Origin of the sequence: Mycobacterium sp. D16Q13 (assembly GCF_002013375.1) — a bacterium.
Lineage (GTDB): Bacteria > Actinomycetota > Actinomycetes > Mycobacteriales > Mycobacteriaceae > Mycobacterium.
In genome coordinates this window covers 294,199-311,587 of the sequence record NZ_MAEW01000001.1, presented here as the reverse complement: position 1 = coordinate 311,587, position 17,389 = coordinate 294,199, and the positions used below count along the sequence as shown (strand labels likewise).

The 17,389-nt window shown below is 64.8% G+C and carries 17 protein-coding genes; 9 read left to right on the top strand and 8 right to left on the bottom strand.

Features of this window, described 5'->3' with window-relative positions; translation table 11 throughout:
* Positions 1-65 precede the first annotated feature (65 nt).
* Positions 66-473, top strand: a complete 408-nt coding sequence (locus tag B4400_RS01540) for a hypothetical protein (protein ID WP_078308736.1) — start codon at positions 66-68, stop codon at positions 471-473.
* A gap of 2 nt (positions 474-475) precedes the next feature.
* Here the strand turns inward: B4400_RS01540 and B4400_RS01535 are convergent, their stop codons facing one another.
* Genes B4400_RS01535 through B4400_RS01525 form a run of 3 tightly spaced genes read right to left on the bottom strand, consistent with a single transcriptional unit; the run spans position 476 to position 2,676 of the window.
* Positions 476-961 carry a GNAT family N-acetyltransferase gene (locus B4400_RS01535; RefSeq protein ID WP_078308737.1) on the bottom strand — a complete coding sequence of 162 codons (486 nt, stop codon included), beginning with the start codon at positions 959-961 and terminating at the stop codon, positions 476-478.
* The gene (locus B4400_RS01530; protein WP_078308738.1) at positions 954-2,063 is read right to left on the bottom strand and encodes an isochorismate synthase; all 1,110 of its coding nucleotides are present in this window, start codon (positions 2,061-2,063) and stop codon (positions 954-956) included. Before B4400_RS01530 ends, B4400_RS01535 begins: the two co-directional genes overlap by 8 nt.
* A gap of 1 nt (position 2,064) precedes the next feature.
* Positions 2,065-2,676 carry an acid phosphatase gene (locus B4400_RS01525; RefSeq protein ID WP_078308998.1) on the bottom strand — a complete coding sequence of 204 codons (612 nt, stop codon included), beginning with the start codon at positions 2,674-2,676 and terminating at the stop codon, positions 2,065-2,067.
* 60 nt (positions 2,677-2,736) lie between these two features.
* Here B4400_RS01525 and B4400_RS01520 point away from each other — a divergent pair, with 60 nt between their 5' ends.
* Positions 2,737-3,534 carry an AAA family ATPase gene (locus B4400_RS01520; protein ID WP_078308739.1) on the top strand — a complete coding sequence of 266 codons (798 nt, stop codon included), beginning with the start codon at positions 2,737-2,739 and terminating at the stop codon, positions 3,532-3,534.
* Between the two features lie 14 nt (positions 3,535-3,548).
* Here B4400_RS01520 and B4400_RS01515 read toward each other — a convergent pair whose 3' ends face one another.
* The 3 genes from B4400_RS01515 to B4400_RS01505 are packed head-to-tail and all read right to left on the bottom strand — an operon-like array spanning position 3,549 to position 7,020.
* A complete protein-coding gene (locus B4400_RS01515) occupies positions 3,549-4,313 on the bottom strand; it encodes an SseB family protein (protein WP_078308740.1) in 765 nt (254 codons plus the stop codon).
* A gap of 29 nt (positions 4,314-4,342) precedes the next feature.
* A complete protein-coding gene (locus B4400_RS01510; RefSeq protein ID WP_078308741.1) occupies positions 4,343-5,563 on the bottom strand; it encodes an Rv3212 family protein in 1,221 nt (406 codons plus the stop codon).
* The gene (locus B4400_RS01505) at positions 5,560-7,020 is read right to left on the bottom strand and encodes a DEAD/DEAH box helicase (protein ID WP_078308742.1); all 1,461 of its coding nucleotides are present in this window, start codon (positions 7,018-7,020) and stop codon (positions 5,560-5,562) included. The genes B4400_RS01510 and B4400_RS01505 overlap by 4 nt, the downstream gene beginning before the upstream one ends.
* A gap of 257 nt (positions 7,021-7,277) precedes the next feature.
* Here B4400_RS01505 and B4400_RS01500 point away from each other — a divergent pair, with 257 nt between their 5' ends.
* Positions 7,278-7,931, top strand: coding sequence for a ferritin-like fold-containing protein (locus B4400_RS01500; RefSeq protein ID WP_078292290.1), 654 nt, complete (start codon positions 7,278-7,280; stop codon positions 7,929-7,931).
* 16 nt (positions 7,932-7,947) lie between these two features.
* On the opposite strand, the gene B4400_RS01495 is transcribed toward B4400_RS01500, so the two are convergent.
* Entirely contained in the window at positions 7,948-8,676 is a 729-nt protein-coding gene (locus B4400_RS01495) for an MmpS family transport accessory protein (protein ID WP_078308743.1), read from the bottom strand.
* Positions 8,677-8,820: 144 nt separating this feature from the next.
* Here B4400_RS01495 and B4400_RS01490 point away from each other — a divergent pair, with 144 nt between their 5' ends.
* Positions 8,821-9,045, top strand: coding sequence for a DUF3107 domain-containing protein (locus B4400_RS01490; protein WP_078292286.1), 225 nt, complete (start codon positions 8,821-8,823; stop codon positions 9,043-9,045).
* Here B4400_RS01490 and fasR read toward each other — a convergent pair.
* The gene (fasR, locus tag B4400_RS01485) at positions 9,042-9,728 is read right to left on the bottom strand and encodes an HTH-type transcriptional activator FasR (RefSeq protein WP_078292378.1); all 687 of its coding nucleotides are present in this window, start codon (positions 9,726-9,728) and stop codon (positions 9,042-9,044) included. The two genes, B4400_RS01490 and fasR, sit on opposite strands and share 4 nt — an antisense overlap.
* 198 nt (positions 9,729-9,926) lie before the next feature.
* Here fasR and B4400_RS01480 point away from each other — a divergent pair, with 198 nt between their 5' ends.
* The 5 genes from B4400_RS01480 (at position 9,927) to nirB (ending at position 17,290) form a co-directional block, all read left to right on the top strand.
* Complete coding sequence (locus tag B4400_RS01480) at positions 9,927-10,946, top strand: DUF3152 domain-containing protein (protein ID WP_078308744.1); 1,020 nt, start codon at positions 9,927-9,929, stop codon at positions 10,944-10,946.
* A 99-nt stretch (positions 10,947-11,045) separates the two neighbouring features.
* Complete coding sequence (gene moeZ / locus B4400_RS01475; RefSeq protein ID WP_139360082.1) at positions 11,046-12,221, top strand: adenylyltransferase/sulfurtransferase MoeZ; 1,176 nt, start codon at positions 11,046-11,048, stop codon at positions 12,219-12,221.
* A gap of 110 nt (positions 12,222-12,331) precedes the next feature.
* A complete protein-coding gene (locus B4400_RS01470) occupies positions 12,332-13,186 on the top strand; it encodes a TIGR02569 family protein (RefSeq protein WP_078308745.1) in 855 nt (284 codons plus the stop codon).
* Positions 13,187-13,325: 139 nt separating this feature from the next.
* Positions 13,326-14,771, top strand: a complete 1,446-nt coding sequence (locus B4400_RS01465) for a nitrate/nitrite transporter (protein ID WP_078308746.1) — start codon at positions 13,326-13,328, stop codon at positions 14,769-14,771.
* A gap of 5 nt (positions 14,772-14,776) precedes the next feature.
* The gene (gene nirB, locus B4400_RS01460; RefSeq protein WP_078309000.1) at positions 14,777-17,290 is read left to right on the top strand and encodes a nitrite reductase large subunit NirB; all 2,514 of its coding nucleotides are present in this window, start codon (positions 14,777-14,779) and stop codon (positions 17,288-17,290) included.
* The last annotated feature ends 99 nt before the right edge of the window (positions 17,291-17,389 follow it).

The following is a 17,389-nucleotide window of genomic DNA, read 5'->3' as shown; positions in this document are numbered from 1 at the left end:
CTAGCCGGATGTTCTACGCGCAAGCTGCTCATCACAGTCGTGATGGGTCCACATAGGCTTGTCGGGTGACCACAGCCGTTCCGAACACCGTTCGCCGCGCCGGGATGATCGTCGCCGGTGAAGGCGCCGTCGGATTGGTGATCGCGTTAATTCTGGTGGTGCGCGCGGCCGGCGGTGCCGACCAGCATCTGGTGAATGGGTACGGCACCGCCGCCTGGTTCGCGACATTCGGCACCGCCGTCCTTGCCGCCGGTCTCGCGCTCGTCACAGGGAAACGTTGGGGCAGAGGGATCGCGGTGATGATGCAGCTGCTGCTCCTGCCCGTCGCGTGGTACGCGGCCGTGGGGTCGCACCAGCCCGCGCTGGGTGTACCAATCGCGATCGTCGCGGTGGTTGCGCTGGTGCTGCTGTTCAGCCCCACCGCGCAGATGTGGGCCACCGGCGATGAGGTTGGCGCTGACGAATCCGACTAGCGTCAGCGGTTTGAGGCCAGCTCCGCCAATGCCGGGCCTTGCAACCGGTAGGTGATCCAATCCGATTGCGGATTGGCGCCCAGCGAGTCGTAGAACTTGATGGACGGTGTATTCCATTCCAGCACAGCCCAATCCAGCCGGGTATAGCCGTTGGCCTCGCATTCTGCCGCCAGTGCCGACAACAATGCCTTCCCGAGGCCGGAACCGCGCTGCTCCGGTTTGACGTACAGGTCTTCAAGGTAGATGCCGTGTTGACCGGTCCAGGTGGAGAAGTTCAGGAACCATACGGCGGTGCCACAGACCACGCCGTCTGCCTCCGCGACGTGAGCGAAAAGGGCAGGAGCCGAACCGAATAGCGCCTTGTGGAGCTGTTCCTGACTGATATGGCACTCATCGCGCGCCTTCTCGTACTCCGCGAGATCCTCGATCAGGCCGACGATGGCCGGGACGTCGGCCTCGGTGGCGCGGCGAATCTGGGTGTTACTCACTCTCGGCTCCTAACCCTGCCAATACGGTCCGGAATTTGACCGTTGTCTCGGATAGTTCGTCCTGGGGGTCTGATTCGGCGACGAGTCCGCCGCCGGCGTACGCGCGGATCGCGGTGCCGTCGGCCGACAGTTCGGCGCAGCGGATCGAGACGGCCCAGCGACCGTCCCCGCTGCTGTCACACCAGCCGACCGCGCCTGCGTAGAACCCGCGATCACCCTCGATGCGTGCGATCAGGTTGGCGGCCGCCTCGGTGGGGGTGCCGCACACGGCCGGGGTGGGATGCAGTGCTACTGCCAAATCAAGTGCAGTGGTTGAACTTTGACGCAGGCGCGCGCTGATGGAGGTGCTGAGATGCCAGAGCGCGGCGGTACGACTCAACGTCGGCTCCGGTGGGACCTGGACATCGACGCACAGCGACGCGAGATCCTCGCGCAGCTGATCTATCACCACGGAGTGTTCGTGGCGGTTTTTGTGCGAGCCCGCGAGGTCTTCACCCGTGCGCCGATCTAGAGATGGATCGCTGGATCGAGGGGCGGAACCGGCGAACGGGTGACAGATCACCATGTCCCCGCGGCGCTCCACCAACAGCTCCGGACTGCAACCCACCATGGTGTGGCCGCGGAATCGGTCACCGGCAGGGGAGAGGTCCACGCAAAAACTGTTGGCGTCGGGGTCGTTTCGGATCAGCCGATGCGTCAGTACCAAAGCGTCCACGGGCGCGTCGGCCCGCATTTCCAGCACACGTGCAAGGACGACCTTGGACAGTCCACCGGCGGTGTCGCGAAGCACCTCGACGGCCTCCGAGACACGCCGCAGATGCTCGGAAGGCTCCGGTATTTGTTGCGTTACATGGATATTCGGCATGGTGCCGTAGAACTCTTGTGGTTGTCCGCGCACAACCGTCACCGGAACCGTGAGCGCTGCGGGCTTGGAGGTGTCAAAAGGCAGTGCGCCGACCAGCATGTGGTGCCGCCCGGTGCGCAGGGCCTCCGCGGCGGTCGCGATGTCGTCGTATGCGGTCTCACGGCCGTACGCATACAGCGCCTCGGCGGCCCGTGACATCACGAAATGTGGGTGTGCGGGGGAGTCGGTGGCCGTCATGTCAGCTTGACGGTACCGGGTGCCGATACCCGGTCAGCCCAAGTGCGGCCACCTGACGCTGGCCGTGCTCATGTCCGCCCACGGCGATCGAGGCCGTGGCCATACCGAGGCGAGTGCCCTCTTCCAGCGGCAGGTCGATCCACCGAGTCATCAGTGCACGCGAGAAATGGCCGTGACCCACCAGCAGCACATCGCGTTGGGTGAGGTCAGCGGCGATCTTGGCGATCACCCGATCGGCCCGGGCCTGTACCTGAGCCACCGATTCGCCGCCGGGGCAACCGTGCGTCCACACCAACCAACCCGGATCGTTCTCGCGGATCTGGGGCGTGGTCAGGCCCTCGTAGTCGCCGTAGTCCCACTCGGAGAGGTCCTCGTCGGTGCCGGTGATCGTCAGACCGGCCAGCTCTGCGGTCTGGATCGCGCGTCGGCGCGGACTACTGAGAACCACCGGATCATTGAGATCGAGATTGTCCAGCACCTCACGTGCGGCGACGGCCTGGGCGCGGCCGATTTCCGTGAGATCGAGGTCGGTGCGACCGGTATGCCTGCCGATCTTTGACCATTCGGTTTCGCCGTGGCGTAGCAACAACATTCGGTTTTGGGGGGCAGACACCACTTGATTGTGCCGTACCGACTTCCGTCGTGATCGCGTTCGGCATGCCAGTATGTGGGCGTGACTCGGGTGCTGGCGGTAGCCAATCAAAAGGGCGGGGTGGCCAAAACCACGACGGTCGCGTCCCTCGGCGCGGCGTTGGCCCAGACGGGGAAGAAGGTTCTGCTGGTTGACCTTGACCCTCAGGGCTGCCTGACGTTCTCGCTGGGGCAGGACCCGGACCGACTTGGGGTCTCGGTGCACGAGGTGCTGCTGGGGCAGGCAGATATCAAGGAAGCGCTGGTGACCACCGCCGAGGATCTGACGCTGCTGCCCGCGAACATCGACCTGGCCGGCGCCGAGGCGATGCTGCTGATGCGGGCTGGCCGTGAGTACGCGCTGAAGCGGGCGCTCGAATCACTGGGGGACGAGTTTGACGTCGTGATCATCGACTGCCCGCCGTCGCTGGGCGTGTTGACTCTGAACGGCCTGACGGCCGCCGACTCGGTGATGGTGCCGCTGCAATGCGAGACGCTGGCGCACCGGGGCGTCGGCCAGTTCCTGCGGACGGTGACCGATGTCCAGCAGATCACCAACCCGGGGCTGACACTGCTTGGTGCGCTGCCCACGCTGTACGACTCGCGGACCACGCACAGCCGCGACGTGCTGCTGGATGTGGCCGACCGTTACGAGCTGCCGGTGCTTGCGCCGCCAATTCCGAGAACTGTGCGGTTCGCCGAGGCAAGCGCCTCGGGCGCGTCGGTGCTCGCGGGTCGCAAGAACAAGGGTGCGCTGGCCTACCAAGAGCTGGCGCAGAGCCTGGTGAAGCACTGGAAGAGCGGCAAGGCCATGCCGACCTTCGCGCCGCCGGTGGACTGAGCGCAACCGCGCCGTCAGGTGCTGGTGATCTCTGCTATCGAAAGAAAGACCGACGGTCCAGCCGGATTGATGACCAAGCCTGCGTATCCATCTTGGATGACTACTTCCAGCACCTTTTCGGTAGTCACTGATACAACGGCATCGGACGGGACGTACGCGACTACCTCGGGGGCGCTGGTGAAGGCGACGAGTGCGAGGGAACCGTCGGGCAGCTGTGTCCTGCGCGTGGCGACCTTGCCCGGAACGGTGTGCTCATCGGCACCGAGCAGCATTGGGCCGCTTTGGCGAAGGAGATGCAGCACCGATTGGCGGTCGGCTTTGCCCAGCGCGACAAGCTCGATGGCCTCTCGGACCTGCTCGTTCCGGGGGTTTCGCAATGCGAAATCGATCTCGTTGGCAGTGAGTGCGCATGTTGGGCCGACAGGGTCGAGGTAGAGCCAGGGGGTGCGCTGATTTCGGACGAACTCAAGCACGGCTATCGCGGACTGAGCCATCGATTGTGTCCGTGTGTCAGGAGCGTGATGGCGTGCAATTTCCTCATTGCGTGTGTAGGCGAACAGCGCCCGGCCTCCGTCTGGCCCGGTTCCTCCCCGAATCTGTAGCTGGGCGCCGGAGGGCAAGGACGAGGAGCTGTCGACGGGCATGTCGGACCCTGTGATATCGAGGAGAAGCGTCCCGCGCATACATGCCCGGAGTACGTCATAGGCGCGCTGTTGCCCGGGTTGTGCCGCGAATGCAGCTACCGCCGCGCGAAGATTCGTGTTGTCGACCAATTCCACCGTGGGTCCCCCTGCTCGGTGAGGCCAATTTATCCCAGTGCGAAGACTCGCGACCCGCGCTGCTCCACCAACGTATTGCCGACGACGGCGCTGATGACGGGGCCCTTTTCGTCGGCCGGATCACGCTGCACAGCAATGGATTTCCGGAATTCTCCGGTGGTCATGTTGAATACATCGATCCCACCTTCGACCGGGATCAGCAGTTCACCGGCCATGGCCGTGCCCGGCCCCAAGGGTCTCTTGGTGGTGGGCAGCACGAATCGGTAGGCGAGATCGAAGCCGCCCAGCACCAGCACCTGATTGCCCGTCCACCAGGTGACAACGTCGCCGGCTTGCGCGGCGGTATTGGACTGGGCTACCGCACCCGGCAGGGCCGTCGCGCCGACGCGCATGCCATGGTCGTCGAACACCACCAGCTCGTTGTGGGTGCCGGGCAGGTATACGGCCGACCGGGTGTCCGCGACAGCGAGCACCTTGGCGGCAGAGCCGCGTTCAACCCCTGGTAGTGCCGCCGAGTAGAGCTCCTCGGGTTTGTCGTTGTCCTTCGGTGTCGGCTTTTGCAGCGTCAGCCGCAAGGTGGAGTCCTGAGGGCAGGTCTCCAGCACCGCGAGCACGCTGGACCCGACGGCACCCGATTTCAGCGTGCAGTCCACGCGGGGCTGGCTGTTGGGATTCAGGGGAGCGACGACTCGTCCGTACTCCAGGGTGCGCACCATGTCCGAACGCCACAGCTCGAGCCGGGTGCTGCCAAGTGCCAGCACGTAGGTGCCGTCGGTCGACAGCGACACCTTCGGATCATTTGCACTGCTGCGCAACGGACCCCGGCGGCCGGTCTGTCCGTCGATCATGGTGACCTGGCCGCATCCGCGTGCATCTCGATACACCGCCACCGCGTCATCGATGAAGCCGATGACGCCGCACAGGTCGAGATTGCGGCGCGCGTAGGACCACAGCTGTGCGCCGGTGACCGGATCATGGCCCACCACGTCGTGCTCATCTGCGCTAACAACCGCACCGCTCGCGATGACCGGCCCCTTTGTGGCTCCACTCGCGGTGGACCACAGCTCGCGCACCGAGTCAGGAACCCGGGTAGCACTGATCGGGCGTTTGATGTCCCCGGCGGCGGGGTGGCTGACGGTGGCACGTGCATCGCTGGTCCACCAGATCGTGGCACCGGTCACGGCGACCACGACGGCGATCACCGCCGCAGCAATGATGTCGGCCCGGGTGCGCCGCTCCGGTGCGATCACGCCGTGGCGGTGGTCGCGGCCGGACGACGGCGGCGCCGACGACGGCGCGCGGGAGCGGGCTGGTCACCTTCCGCAGTGGCCACCGCCGCAGGTGCTTCGGCGACAGAATCGTCGGCGGCCTCGCCTGCGCGAGTACGTCGACGGGTGCGAGTGCGCTTGGGCTTGTCACTTTCGGTGCGCTCGGCTCGCGGTTCGCGGCGCTTGGGTCCGCCGGTGAACTTGGGGCCGGTCGATCCGGTCACACCGGCGGGGATGTTCAGCTCGGTGAACAAATGCGGTGAGGTGGAATAGGTTTCGTCAGGGTCGGGCACACCGAGGCCGAGTGCCTTGTCGATCAGCTGCCAACGCGCGACATCGTCCCAGTCCACAAGGGTGACCGCGATGCCGGTCCGCCCGGCGCGGCCGGTGCGTCCGATCCGGTGCACGTACGTCTTGTCGTCCTCGGGGCACTGGTAGTTGATGACGTGGGTGACATCGTCGATGTCGATGCCGCGGGCAGCCACGTCGGTCGCGACCAGCACGGTGATCTCACCGGAACGGAAGGCAGACAATGCCTTTTCACGCGCGATCTGACCGAGGTCGCCGTGCACAGCGCCCACGATGAAACCGCGCTCGGCTAGCTCGTCGGACACCTTCTGTGCGGTCCGCTTGGTGCGGGTGAAGATCATGGTGGCGCCGCGGCCCTCGGCTTGCAGGATGCGGCTGACCAGCTCGATCTTGTCCAGCGCATGCGACCGATAGACGAACTGCTCGGTCGAGTCGTGTACCGACGAAGAATGGGGAGCCTCGGCCCGGATGTGGGTCGGGCGATTCATGAAGGTGCGGGCCAGGGTGATGATCGCATCGGGCATCGTCGCCGAGAACAGCATCGACTGCCGTCCCGATTCAGCGGACGGTGCCAGCGCCAGAATGCGCTCGATGTCGGGCAGGAAGCCCAGGTCCAGCATCTCGTCGGCCTCGTCGAGCACCAGCATGGCCAGTCCGCCCAGCTGCAGGTGGCCCTGCTGCGCGAGGTCCAGGAGCCGGCCCGGTGTTCCGACTACGACGTCGGCACCGGCACGGAGCGACTCGATCTGCGCCTCGTACGGCCGTCCGCCATAGATGGAGACAACGCTGAAGTCGCGGTCACCGGCCGTCAGATACTTCGACGCCCTGGTGAGGTCTTCGTAAACCTGGATGCACAGCTCGCGGGTCGGGACCACGACCAGCGCGCGGGGCGTGCCGTTGAGCGGTCGATCCTCGACGCCAGTGGCGATGCGGTGCAGCAGCGGGACACCGAATGCGTAGGTCTTGCCCATGCCGGTGCGGGCCTGGCCGATGAGGTCAGAGCCGGCGAGGGCGAGCGGAAGGGTGAGTTCCTGGATGGCGAACGGATGCTCGATTCCGGCTTCGCTGAGGGCCCGGACAATCTCGTCGCGGACGCCGAGCTGGGCAAAAGTGTGTTCGATATGACTCATGGGTGGGTGTACGTACCTTTCGTGTTTTCGCTCAGCGCGCACGATCGGTAGGTCGGATTTCGACGGGGCCGGGCTCGCGTCTAGCGGCGAGGGCAGCACGTGCACGCACATTTCCTGTGGGAGAACTCTCTGGGTGCTGCACAGTCAGGGCGTTCGTCCCGCACTCATGATAGCGGGTGAGCTGCGATTTTCCGATTCGCCGTGGTTCGCCCCGCGGTTCGGTGTTCTCCTGCGGGTGCCCGACTAGAGTTCCAGACATGACTGCGGACCTCGATCCTCCCGGTGTCAATCAGCTGTTCGCGGTGATCGCGTACGGCGAGATCGCGGCGTTCTACCGGTTGACCGACGAGTCCAAGATGGCGCCCGACCTGGCCAGCAAGATCGCCATCGCCAGCATGGCGGCCTCGCAGATGCGCCACTACGAGGTGCTGCGAGATGCGATGGAGGCTAACGGAGTTGACGTCCTGACGGCCATGGAGCCATACGTCAAGACGCTGGAGAACTACCACTCGCTGACTCTGCCGCGTACGTGGTTGGAGGCCATGGTGAAGGCCTACATCGGCGACTCGCTGGCGGCCGATTTTTATGGCGAGGTGGTCGCCTCGCTGCCAGGTGAATCGGCGGCTGTTCTCAAGTCGGTGCTGGGCACCACGGGACACTCAGAGTTTGTCATCGCCCAGGTGCGTGAGGCCGTCAAGGACAACCCGCAGCAGCGCAACCGGCTCACCTTGTGGGGTCGACGGCTGCTCGGTGAGGCCGTCACGCAGGCACAGCATGTGCTTGCCGGGCACGACGAGCTCGCCGAGCTGGTGATGTCCGGAGGCGCCGGTCTGGGGAACCTGAACGAGTTCTTCGAGCGGCTGCAGGGCGCGCATGCCGAGCGGATGGCGGTTCTCGGCCTGGGCGGTTAGCCCGGCTGTCAGAGCTCTACTTGGTGCAGCGGGCGATGATGCTGTTATTGCTCTGCACCGCCAGCATCTGGTTCTGGCTGTTGGTGATCGAGCAGTTGATCTGACTGGCGAAGCTCGTCGCAGTGATCGACCCGCCGACGATTCCGGGGCTCGGTGTCACGATCATCGTCCAGGGCAACGAGGCGCCGAGCACGGTCCGAGTCGCGCCGTTGCCGTCGGTGTAGGTGATTGTCAGCAGGTCGCCCGGGGTCTGGTTACCGGTCACGTAGTACGCGAACGCCGCGGGTGTGATCGGCCGCTGGCCTTCCGGCGGGAGCATCGGGTTGGAGGGTGGCGGCTCGGGTGCGGGCGCCTCCGTGGATGGCGCCGTGCTCGGCGTCTCCTGCACGGGGGTGGTGGTCACGGTTGTCGTCGACGGTTGCGCCGAGGTCGCCGTTGGTGACGGCGCAGGGGGAGTGGTGGTCACCGGCGTCAGCGAGGGCACGGGTGTGGTGATGGCAGAGGCAGGCGGCTTGTCATCGCCACCGCTGAGCACGACCGCTGTCGCGATGACGGCAATCGCCAGCACCGCCCCGGCAATGGACGCGACCCATTTCCAGTTCTCGTTGGAACCCGGCGGCCTGTACTCGAAGTCCTCGTCGAGACCTGAGTACCCGCTGTACTGCGGGGTCGTCTCGGATTCATACGGGTCGTCGTAGGGCTCGTAACCGCTTGAGGACCGAGAATCTCCGCGATAACCGACCATGATCAGCGCCTCTTCTCAATGTGAAACCTGATACTGATGTTACTGCTGTGACTAACGGACTGGCACGATCATGCGAGGTGTGTCGGCAGTACCGGCGTCGGCTAACCTCTGCAGTACACGCTTAATGACCTGGAAGGTGCCTTCGTGGAGATCAAGATCGGTGTCACAGATAGCCCGCGCGAGCTGGTCATTTCTAGCGATCAGACGCCGGCCGACGTCGAAAAGATCGTGTCCGCGGCACTATCCCAGGAGTCGGATGTGCTCAACCTCACCGACCAGAAGGGGCGCAAGTACCTGATCGCCGCGGCGCGAATCGCCTACGTGGAGATCGGTGTTGCCGATACGCGCCGGGTGGGCTTCAGCGGCTAGTCGAGCGGCTGAAGCGGAACGTGTGAGAGCCCGCCCCAGGCGAATCCCACGGTGGCGTTGACCGCGTCGTCCTTGGAGATGGGCTTCTCATTGTCCAGCCAGTAGCGCGCGCTGACCTGGCTGATTCCGACCAGGCCGACGGCCACCATGCGCGCATGGTGGGGGTCCAGTCCGGAATCGTGGCTGACCAGGTCGAATACCGCATCGGTGCAGGCGCTGATGGCTCCCTCGACGCGTTCGGAGACCTGCGGGACACCCACCAAGTCGTTTTCGAAGATCAACCGGTAGCCCTGGCTGTCGTGCTCGACGAAATCAAAGAACGCCATGACCGCGGCGCGTAGCCGCTGCCGGTTGTCGGTGGTGGTGCGCAACGCCTGCCGCACGCTGGACACCAGGTTGTCGGCATGCTTGTGCAGTACCTCCAGGTACAGCTCCAGCTTGCTCGGAAAGTGTTGGTAGAGAACGGGTTTGCTTACGCCTGCACGTTCGGCGATTTCGTCCATGCCCGCGGCGTGGTAGCCGCGATCGACGAATATCTCACTGGCAGAACCGACCAGCTGACCGCGACGCTCATCGCGAGGCAGTCGTCCGCCACGACGTGTATTTCCCTGAGTCGAATCCTGCGTCGCCACCGCCGAGTTCACCCTGCCTCGACGCCCGGCCAGATTCGCAAGATCACGCATGTCCTTATCCTCTGCGCGCACACGACTTAATGGTCGCCTACGCCATCTCACTCAGGCGGCTAATCAATCCGCTTGAACCCGAAATACAGACAGTACTCCTGGCATCTGGCGGCGTGCCCGAGGCGGGATGGCCTGTCGCTATGCCATCCTTGCCCGGTGACCTACGACCGGCACCAATGGGCGCATAATCGTAGGTCCATGCCAGAAACCATGAGTCGACTCCCCGTGCAGGAGTCCTCCGAACGCTACGAGCCGCTGCGTGCCCAGCGCGATCCGCTCGCCGAAGGAAGCGGACGCATCCGATCCGACCGGAGTGATCGCGACCGCTGGCGCAAGCAGACCTGGCTCGGCCGTTTCATCTCCACCTACGGGTGGCGTGCGTATGCCATTCCGCTGCTGGTCGCGTTGACCGTCTTCGTCGGGTACCAGACGGTGACGCAGCGCGAACCCGCACACGCGGGTACCGGTCCCAATGAGCCCGTTGCTGACCCTCCGTCCATTGGTGCGCTGGGTGACGCGATCATCGGTGCCCCGCCCAAGGGCCTCACCCAGTTCGACGCGACCCTGCCGACCGGGGTGCTGCCCGAGGGTGAGTCGTTCACCGAGGCGGGCGCCAAGTCTTGGCACGTCGTGCCGGGTACGACACCCCAGATCGGGACGGGTGCCGCGAAGGTGTTCGCGTACACCATCGAGGTTGAGGACGGCATCGACACCATGGGTTTTGGCGGTGACGACCTTTTCGCACGCATGGTGACCGAGACGCTGGCCAGCCAGAAGAGCTGGACGCACAACCCTCAGTTCGGATTTGTCCGGATCGACTCCGGCACACCTGATTTTCGGATCTCGCTGACCTCGCCGGCCACCGTGCGCGAGGGCTGTGGTTATGAGATTCAGCTCGAAGCCTCTTGCTACAACCCGCGGTATGGCGAGAACGGCGACCGGCGCGTGTTCATCAATGAAGCACGGTGGGTGCGCGGCGCCGTCCCGTTCCAGGGCGACATCACGTCGTACCGCCAGTACGTCATCAACCACGAAGTCGGACATGCCATCGGTTACCGGGTACACGAACCGTGTGAGCAGGACCAACAGCTGGCCCCGGTGATGATGCAGCAGACGTTCAGCACCAACAACAACGATGCGGCGAAGTTCGACGCGGATTCGATCAAGCCCGACGGAAAGACCTGCCGCACCAATCCCTGGCCGTATCCGATTCCCTAGCGGCGGTCCCGGGCTCGGGAAGGGTTGGCATCCCGATACTGTTGATGCAGCTGTAGCCCTCTCAGACAGCCCTGAGGAACCCGAGTCACAGGAGTCACGGTGCCCACATTGCCGCCGTTGGTAAGCCCCGCCGCAGGTCTGACCCGCGAGGAAGTCGCCCGGTACAGCCGCCATTTGATCATCCCCGACCTGGGTGTGGACGGACAAAAACGTCTCAAGAACGCCAAGGTGCTTGTCATCGGCGCCGGCGGTCTCGGATCTCCGACCCTCCTGTACTTGGCCGCCGCGGGTGTCGGCACCATCGGCATCGTTGAGTTCGACGTGGTCGACGAGTCCAACCTGCAGCGCCAGATCATTCATGGCCAGTCCGATATCGGCAGGTCCAAAGCGCAGAGCGCGCGTGACTCGGTGCTGGAGATCAACCCGCTGGTCGAGGTGCGGCTGCACGAGCTGCGTTTGGAGCCGGACAACGCCGTCAACCTGTTCAAACAGTACGACCTGATCCTGGACGGCACCGACAACTTCGCGACGCGCTACCTGGTCAACGACGCCGCTGTGCTCGCACACAAGCCGTACGTATGGGGTTCCATCTACCGCTTCGAGGGTCAGGTGTCGGTCTTCTGGGAAGACGCGCCCGACGGTCTCGGCCTGAATTACCGCGATCTGTACCCCGAGCCGCCGCCCCCGGGGATGGTGCCGTCCTGCGCGGAGGGTGGCGTGTTGGGCATCCTGTGCGCCTCCATCGCCTCGGTGATGGGTACCGAGGCCATCAAGCTGATCACCGGAATCGGTGACACGCTGCTGGGCCGGCTCATGGTCTATGACGCGCTGGACATGACGTACCGCACCATCAAGATTCGCAAGGATCCGGCGACGCCGAAGATCACTGAACTTATCGACTACGACGCGTTCTGCGGTGTGATCAGCGATGAGGCCTCCGCCGCGGTCGCCGATTCCACCATTACCCCGCGTGAGCTGCGCGAATTGCTTGACGCCGATAAGAAGGTGGCGCTGATCGACGTGCGCGAACCCGTCGAATGGGACATCGTCCACATCGACGGTGCCGAGCTGGTGCCCAAGTCGACCCTGGAGTCCGGAGATGGCCTCGCCAAGCTGCCACAGGACCGTCAGGCGGTGCTGTACTGCAAGACGGGGATTCGGTCGGCAGAGGCGCTTGTGGCCGTGAAGAAGGCGGGTTTCTCCGACGCGGTGCACCTCCAGGGAGGCATCGCCGCCTGGGCCAAGCAGATGGACCCCGACATGGTCATGTACTGATCGGTGGGGACCAGCAACAGCCCCATATCGCGGGACGCCCCATCTGTGACCGCCGACACGAACTCCGAGCGAACACAATCCAGTTCATTGCAGGCGGTAACGTATCCCGCGTGACTGTGGACCGCCCGCCCGAGCACGTGCTCGCGACTTACGGGCTCAGCGGCGTCAAGCCAGTCCAGCTCGGCCCGACATGGGAGGGTGGCTGGCGCTGCGGTGAAGTGGTGTTGTCACTGGTAGCGGACCATGCGCGCGCTGCGTGGTCCGCCAAGGTGCGCGACACACTGTTCATCGACGGTGTGCGCCTGGCCCGGCCAGTTCGGTCCACGGATGGACGGTATGTCGTATCGGGTTGGCGCGCGGACACATTCGTAGCCGGTGCGCCCGAACCCCGGCACGACGAGGTGGTGTCGCTGTCGGTGCGCCTCCATGAGGCCACCTCCAAGCTGGAACGCCCCCGGTTTCTTACCCAGCCCCCGGTGGCGCCATGGGCCGATGTCGACGTGTTCATCGCGGCCGACCGCGCGGCCTGGGAAGACCGGCCGCTGCAGTCCTGGCCCTCCGCGGCCCGGGTATCGCCCGGCTCGCCGGACGGCCAGCGGTCCATCGACCTGATCAATCAGCTGGCGAGCCTGCGCCGGCCCACTAAGAGCCCACCGCAGCTGGTGCATGGCGACCTGTACGGCACTGTGCTTTTCGCGGGCGCGGCCGCGCCCGGCATCACCGACATCACGCCGTACTGGCGCCCGGCCTCATGGGCGGCCGGCGTCGCGGTGGTGGATGCGCTGTCGTGGGGTGACGCGGATGACGGTCTCATAGAACGCTGGGCGACCTTGCCGGAGTGGCCGCAGATGTTGTTGCGGGCCTTGATTTTCCGACTGGCCGTGCATGCGTTGCATCCCCGTTCGTCGGCGGAGTCCTTTCCGGGGCTGGCACGCAGTGCGGCCCTGGTGCGGCTCACGCTGTAACGCACATCACTTTCGGGTCTTAGTGTGACGTAGGCCGACAGCCATCTCACCGGCACATGACAGACTCGTGTGAGCGAGATGTGATGGCTCGGTCATCGCCAGCAGCGCCGCCGCAACAAGATTTTTCTACCGTGCTGTCATGGCGAACAACACGGCAACAGCCCCAATTGCACGGCGCGGACGCTGGATTGAGAACTGGGATCCCGAGGACGTCGTCGCCTGGGACAACGGTGGTGCGAAAGTCGCACGGCGCAACCTGATCTGGTCGGTGGTAGCGGAACACGTCGGCTTCTCGGTGTGGTCCATCTGGTCGGTCATGGTTCTGTTCATGCCGCAGAACGTGTATCACATCGACGCCGCCGGGAAATTCTTCCTGGTAGCCATGCCGACCCTGGTCGGCGCGGTGCTGCGGTTGCCCTACACCTTCGCCACCGCCTGGTTCGGCGGGCGTAACTGGACCATATTCAGTGCCTTGGTGCTGGCGGTGCCGACCGCCCTCACGTTGTACTTCATGGCGCATCCGGAGACCTCGTACACCACCTTCATGATCGTGGCGGCGGTCGCGGGCTTCGGTGGCGGAAACTTCGCCTCCTCGATGACCAACATCAATGCCTTTTACCCGCAACGGTTCAAGGGCTGGGCACTGGGGCTCAACGCCGGTGGCGGAAACATCGGAGTGCCGGTGATCCAGGTGCTCGGCCTGCTGGTCATCGCCACGGCGGGGAACCGCTCACCACACTGGGTAGCGGGTATCTACCTCGTGCTGATCGCCTTCGCCGCTGTGGGTGCGGCGCTGTTCATGGACAACCTGGCGAACCAGAAGACCGACGGCCGCTCACTCATCAACGTGATGAAGTACCGCGACTCGTGGATCATCGCCTTCCTGTACATCGGCACCTTCGGTTCCTTCATCGGGTTCAGCTTCGCGTTCGGCCAGGTGCTGCAGCTGAACTTCCTTGCCGGGCTCGCGCACAGCGGCTTGACCCCAGCGCAGGCCGCGGCGCAGGCATCGCTGCATGCCGCCCAGATCGCGTTCATCGGGCCGCTGCTCGGCTCACTCGCCCGACCGTTCGGCGGCTGGCTGTCGGACCGTACGGGCGGCGGCAAGATCTCGCTGTACGCCTTTGTCGCGATGATCTTCGGCGCGGGCATCCTGGTGGCCGCGGGAACCATCGACGACCGTACGGCCGGCGCACCTTCCGGTGCGATCATGGCCTCCTATGTCACCGGCTTCATCGTCCTTTTCGTGGTCTCCGGAATCGGTAATGGCTCGGTCTACAAGATGATTCCGTCGATCTTCGCCGCCAAGGCGCATAGCGCCGGGCTCGACGAAACCTGGTCGCGAACCATGTCGGGTGCATTGATCGGTGTGGCCGGTGCCATCGGCGCGCTCGGCGGCGTTGCCATCAACCTGGTGCTCCGTGCCTCGTACCTCAGCGCGGCCAAGTCGGCCACCATGGCGTTCTGGGTGTTCCTCGCCTTCTACGTCGTCTGTGCCGTGGTCACCTGGTACGCCTACGTGCGGCGCCCGGTGGGGGTCCCGGTTCCGGCGATGTCCATGTCTAAAGACGAAGTGGCGGTGTGAAACTCATGAACAAGAACGTCATCGTCATCGGCCACGGGATGGTCGGCCACCGATTTGTCCAGGTGCTTCGCGAGCGCGACGCCACCGACCAGTGGCAGATCACCGTCCTCGGTGAGGAGGCCGACGCCGCCTACGACCGTGTGGCACTGTCCTCGTATATCGACAGCTGGGACCGGGACACGCTGGCGCTCACCGGAAATGACTACGCCGACGATCCCATGGTGACCCTGCATCTTGGGGACCGGGTGGTCGGTATTGACCGGGCCGGTCAGACGGTCACCACCGAGGCCGGCTCCGTGCTGGACTATGACGCGCTCGTCATGGCCACCGGGTCTTATCCGTTCGTGCCGCCAGTGCCGGGTGGCGACGCCGACGGCTGCTTCGTCTACCGCACCATGGACGATCTGGACGCCATCAAGGCCGCCGCCGACAAGTCGCCGGGCTCTGCGGGTGTCGTCATCGGCGGCGGACTACTCGGGCTCGAAGCCGCGAATGCGCTGCGTCTCATGGGTTTGGCCCCCCATGTGGTGGAGCTCAACCCCCGTCTGATGCACCTGCAGGTCGATGAGGGTGGTGGTGCCCTGCTGACCAGGCTGGTGACCGAGCTCGGGTTGACGGTGCACACCAGCGTCTCCACGAAGTCCATCGAGACGGCGGCCGACGGGACGCTCACGGTACAGCTGTCCGACGGATCGTCGATCGATGCCTCGGTACTGGTCTTCTCCGCGGGCATCCGGCCGCGCGACGAGCTGGCTCGGGACTGCGGGCTGGAACTGGCCGAACGCGGCGGCATCTTCACCGACACCGGCTGCCAGACAAGCGATCTGCACATCTATGCGATCGGTGAGGTAGCCGCCATCGAGGGCCGCTGCTACGGGCTGGTCGCACCGGGGTACACCACGGCCGAGATCGTCGCCGACCGGCTCCTCGGCGGGGTCTCCGAGTTTCCGGGAGCGGATCTTTCCACCAAGCTCAAGCTGCTCGGGGTAGATGTCGCCAGCTTCGGTGACGCCCACGCCACCGCCGAGGGTGCGCTGGAGGTCGTCTTCAACGACGCCACCAAGGGCACCTACGCCAAACTCGTGGTTTCCGATGACGCACGAACCCTATTGGGCGGCATCCTCGTTGGTGATGCCAGCACATATGGCACCCTGCGGCCCATGCTCGGCCGGGAGCTGCCCGCGGATCCTGCCTCGCTGATCACCCCCGCCGGTGCGGAGATCGGGGTGGGCGCACTGCCCGATGACGCGCAGATCTGCTCGTGCAACGCGGTCACCAAGGGCGCTATCTGTGGGGCAATCTGCGAGGGAGCCACCGACGTGCCCGCCCTCAAGGCGGCTACGTGTGCCGGAACATCCTGTGGTAGCTGCATTCCCATGCTCAAGCAGATTCTCGCCGCGCAGGGCGTCGAGCAGTCCAAGGCGCTGTGCGAGCATTTCACCCAATCGCGCGCCGAGCTGTTCCAGGTGGTGCAGGTGACCGGCATTCGGACCTTCTCCGAGCTGATCGCCAAGCACGGCACCGGAACCGGCTGCGATATCTGCAAGCCCACGGTCGCGTCTATCCTGGCCTCGACGTCCAGCGACCACATCCTGGAAGGGGAGCAGGCCGCGCTGCAGGACACCAACGACCATTTCCTGGCCAACATGCAGAAGAACGGCACCTATTCGGTGGTACCGCGGCTGCCGGGCGGCGAGGTGACTCCGGAAAAGCTCATCGTGATCGGCCAAGTGGCCCAGGAATTCGGGCTGTACACCAAGATCACCGGTGGTCAGCGCATCGATCTGTTCGGTGCTCGCGTCGAGCAGCTCCCGCTGATCTGGAAACGGCTCATCGATGCCGGCATGGAATCCGGGCAGGCTTACGGCAAGTCGTTGCGCACCGTCAAGAGCTGTGTGGGTTCGACGTGGTGCCGGTATGGGGTTCAGGATTCGGTGGCGATGGCCGTCGAGCTCGAATTGCGTTACCGCGGGCTGCGTTCCCCGCACAAGCTCAAGATGGGGGTATCCGGGTGCGCGCGTGAATGTGCCGAGGCTCGAGGCAAGGACGTCGGTGTCATCGCCACCGAGAATGGCTGGAACCTGTATGTCGGCGGCAACGGCGGCGCTACCCCTGCGCACGCCAAACTGCTTGCCGGCGATCTAGACTCAGAGACGCTGATCAAGTACATCGACCGGTATCTGATGTTCTACATCCGCACCGCGGACCGGCTTCAGCGCACCGCCCCTTGGCAGGAAGCGATCGAGGGCGGCCTGGATCACATCCGGGCAGTGGTGTGCGAAGACTCCCTCGGGATCGCCGACGAGCTGGAGGCTGCGATGGCCCGTCACGTGGAGGGTTACGCCGACGAATGGGCGGCCGTGTTGGCTGATGAGGACAAACTGCGCCGGTTTGTGTCGTTCGTGAACGCGCCCGATGAACTCGACTCGACCATCGCGTTCGACGACAGCGGTCCGCGCAAGGTGCCGGTGCTCTTGGGGACACCGGGATTCAGGTCGGCCGCGGAGTCCGCAACGTAGGGCGTCAGCTGCGGTAATACCCGGGTAACACAATCCAGGTAGACATGACAGAACACAACGAGAAGAAAGGCCGGAGATGACAATTCTGGACGCTCGCCC